The following is a 3,850-nucleotide window of genomic DNA, read 5'->3' as shown; positions in this document are numbered from 1 at the left end:
GAGCTCTACACCGTCCGCACCACCCTCCTCATGGACGGGGCGGTCAAAGACACGGTGGACACCACCTACGGCATCCGCAAGGTGGAATGGAAGCGGGACGGCTGCTACATCAACGATGAGTGGGTGGAGCTGGTGGGCGTCAACCTCCACTCGGAGACCTACATGCTGGGCAACGCCCAGAGCAACGACGCCATCTTTGCCGAGATCAAGCGGCTGCGGGAATATGGCTTCAATTTTATCCGCATGAGCCATTACCCCCACGACCCCGCCTTCTACGAAGCCTGCGACCGGTACGGTGTGGCGGTGCTGGACTGTCTGGCCGGCTGGCAGAATTTCTCCAACACCGACGCCTTCAAGAACAACACCTATGAGCAGATGCGGGACCAGATCCGGGTCAACCGCAACCACTGCTCCGTGGTGGCCTGGGAGCCCAGCCTCAACGAGAGCGGCTACACCGCCCAGTGGGCCCAGAATATGCACGATTTGGTGAAGGAGGAGTACCCCGAGGTGGGCGACTCCAAAGCCTACACCAGCGGCTGGACCAATTGGAACATCTTTGACATCGGCGTGGGCACGCCCCAGGCCGACGTGGTGGGAGACGCCGCCCGATACGGCGAGAAGCCGGTGGTGGTCAGCGAGTACGGCGACTGGAACTTCGGCGGCTTTGACTCCACCACCCGGGTCACCCGGGAGCCCCAGCACTATTCCGACGCCAAGGGCGGCGACGAAGGGATGCTCGTCCAGTGCGACAACATCCAGTCCTCCTTCGCCTTCAACCGGGGCCAGAGCTGGTACGGCGCCACCGCCTATTGGGATTACGCCGACTACGCCGGCTTTGACGTGGACAAGCTCACCTTCTGCGGCGTGGTGGACGTGGCCCGTATCCCCAAATTCGGCGCTTACTTCTTCCAGAGCCAGACCGACCCCACCGTGGACCTGAGCAAGTACGGCCTGGACAGCGGCCCCATGGTCTTTATCGCCAACACCTGGGCCGACGACTCCCCCGATCAGGTCCGCATTTTCAGCAACTGCGACGAAGTGGCGCTCTATCTGGACGGTACGCTCATCGCCCGTCAGACCCCCGATACCCTGATGTGGGCGCCTCACGGCGATACCGACAATCCCACCGGCTATCCCACCGCCGACTCCGGCGCTTATGTGAGCACCGAGAATCTGGCCCATCCCCCCTTCACCTTTGACCTGTCCGCCTATACCCCCGGCGAGGGTACCCTGAAGGCCGTGGCCTATCTGGACGGCGCGCCTGTAGCGGAATTTACCCGCAGCGCCCCCGGTACTCCCTCCCAGATTACCCTCACCGCTGAGGATGACAACCCCCTCAAGCTGGACGGCAGCTCCGCCAAGCTGGTGTGGGTGGACGTGAAGGACGAAAACGGCACTGTGGTCAACACCGCCGACGACACCATTACCTTTACCACCGACGGACCCGGCTTTGTCATCGGCGAGAAGGCCGTGGCCGTCCGGGGCGGTCAGTGGGCCGTGTGGGTCCGCTCCACCCGGGGCGAGGGCGACATCACCCTCACCGCCTCCGCCGACGGTCTGGAAAGCTGTACCATCACCATCCCCACCCAGACGGTGGACGGCCTGCCCGCTGTTCCCACCGGCGGCGACGCCGACGAGACCGGCTTTGTCCACCCCGAACCCCCTGAGGAACCGGTGAACATCTTCCTCAACAAGGCCGCCACCGCCAGCTCGGTCAACCGGGACGGCCAATCCAACGCCGAAAAGGCGGAGTACGCCAACGACGGCGACGAAAGCACCAAGTGGTGCGCCGCCATCACCGACACCAGCGACAACACCCTCAACGGCCAGCACTGGTGGCAGGCAGACCTGGGCGCGGTATACACCGTGGAGGAAATGGAAATCGTCTTTGACATGGCGGGCAACTACCAGTTCCAGGTGGCCGTCTCCGACGATCCCGATTTTACCGGCTATGACCTGAGCCAGCACGAGACCCTCACTGAGACCAACGGCCGGGCCACCGTGACCGTGGGCCAGGAGGGACGGTACGTCCGTATTTACCTCAACTGTCCCGCCAGCAACATCTGGCCCTGCCTCCGGGAGGTCAGCGGCACCGGCACTTCCAACAACGTGGCCCTGGGCAAAAACGCCTCCGCCAGCTCGGTACAGGCCAGCAGCAGCGCCGCCCTGGCCGTGGACGGCGATGCCGCCACCTTCTGGAACTCGGGCAAAATGAGCCCCGCCTGGTTCCAGGTGGATCTGGGCGCGGTGTATTCGGTCAGCCAGATCTCCCTCTCCTTCGCCTGGGCCTCCCCCGGCGACACCGGCGGTATCCCCATCCGCCACTCCTTCACCCTCCAGAGCTCGCTGGACGGCCAGTCCTGGACCGACATCGGCTCCTGGTCCGACCGTGACCAGCAGGACAACACCCCCAACGTCACCGCCGCCGTGGACGTAAGCGCCTCCGCCCGCTATCTCCGGGTCAGCGACCTCTGGGCCACCAAGCCCGACGGCACCAACCAATGGGCTGAGATCGCCGAGTTTGTGGCCATCGGCAAGCCCATGGGCGACGCGGTCCGGCTGGACTACGGCGCGCCGGCCTCCGCCACCTCCTCCGCCGACGGCTCCGACCCCGCCTACGGCAACGACGGCGACCCCGCCAAATACTGGGTCCCCGCCGCCGACGACCCGGCGCCCGCCTGGCAGTTTGACGCCGGCGGCCTCTACCAGATCAGCCGGGTGGATCTGACCTGGAACACCGATACCTCCCACGCCTATACCATCGATCTCTCCACCGACGGCGTCCACTGGACCACCGCCGTGGACCACATGGCAGGCAGCGAGGCTGCCCTCACCACCGCCGACACCCTCACCGGCCTTGCCCGCTATGTCCGCATCTCCCTCCAGAGCGGCACTGCCGACGGCTTCTGGATCAACTCCACCGGCTATGTCCAGTCCCCCGCCCTGACTGTGACTGCGGTCACCGATCCCGCCGGTATTTCCGCCGAGGTTGGCGTCCCCTTTGACGCCCTGGACCTGCCCGAAACCGTGGAGGTCACCCTGGACGGCGATGTGTCCACCGCTCTGGCCGTCACCTGGAACGCCGACGGCTATCAGGCCGGTCAGGCAGGGGAGCAGACCATCACCGGCGCGCTCACCGCCATCCCCGGCGTGGAGGTACCCGACGGAATGACCGCCGCTGTCACCGTCACCCTGGACGGCGAAGCGCCTCACGTCCACAGCATGGTCAAGACCGAGGCCGTAGCGGCCACCTGTACCGAAAGCGGCAACAGCGCCTACTGGTACTGCGAAGGCTGCGGCAAGTACTTTACCGACGGGGAAGGCGTGGAAGAGATCGACCAGGCTGACACCGTGATCCCCGCGCTGGACCATGACTTTGCCGAAACCTGGACCAGCGATGAGACCGGCCACTGGCATGTCTGTACCCGCTGCGGCACAGCTGACGAAATTCTGGCCCACATCCCCGGCCCGGAGGCCACCGAGACCGAGCCTCAGACCTGCACCGAATGCGGTTATATTCTGGTTCCCGCCACCGGCCATGTGGAGCACACCCCCAGCGATGTCTGGAGCTATGACGACCTCCAGCATTGGCACCAGTGTACCGGCTGTGCGGAAAAGCTGGATGTGGCCGACCACGTCTGGACACTCCAGGAAGAAACCGACACCGCCAAGATCTACGTCTGCCTGTGCGGCGCCACCAAAACCGAGGAGATCCCTATCGTGACTTATGAGGTCACCTTTGAGACCAACGGCGGCTCCTCCGTGGACAGCCAGTCCGTGGCCGAAAACGGCACCGTGGCCAAGCCCGCCGACCCTGTACACGGCAGCTTTACCTTCAACGGCTGGTATG

The 3,850-nt window shown here is 64.8% G+C and carries 1 protein-coding gene; it reads left to right on the top strand.

Going from position 1 to position 3,850, the window contains the following annotated elements; translation table 11 throughout:
* On the top strand, positions 1 to 3,850 hold a 3,850-nt coding region (locus H7U37_RS14535; protein ID WP_204876846.1), incomplete at both ends, for a discoidin domain-containing protein.

Origin of the sequence: Pseudoflavonifractor phocaeensis, from assembly GCF_016901735.1 — a bacterium.
Lineage (GTDB): Bacteria > Bacillota > Clostridia > Oscillospirales > Oscillospiraceae > Pseudoflavonifractor_A.
This window is presented reverse-complemented; position numbering and strand designations above follow the sequence as displayed.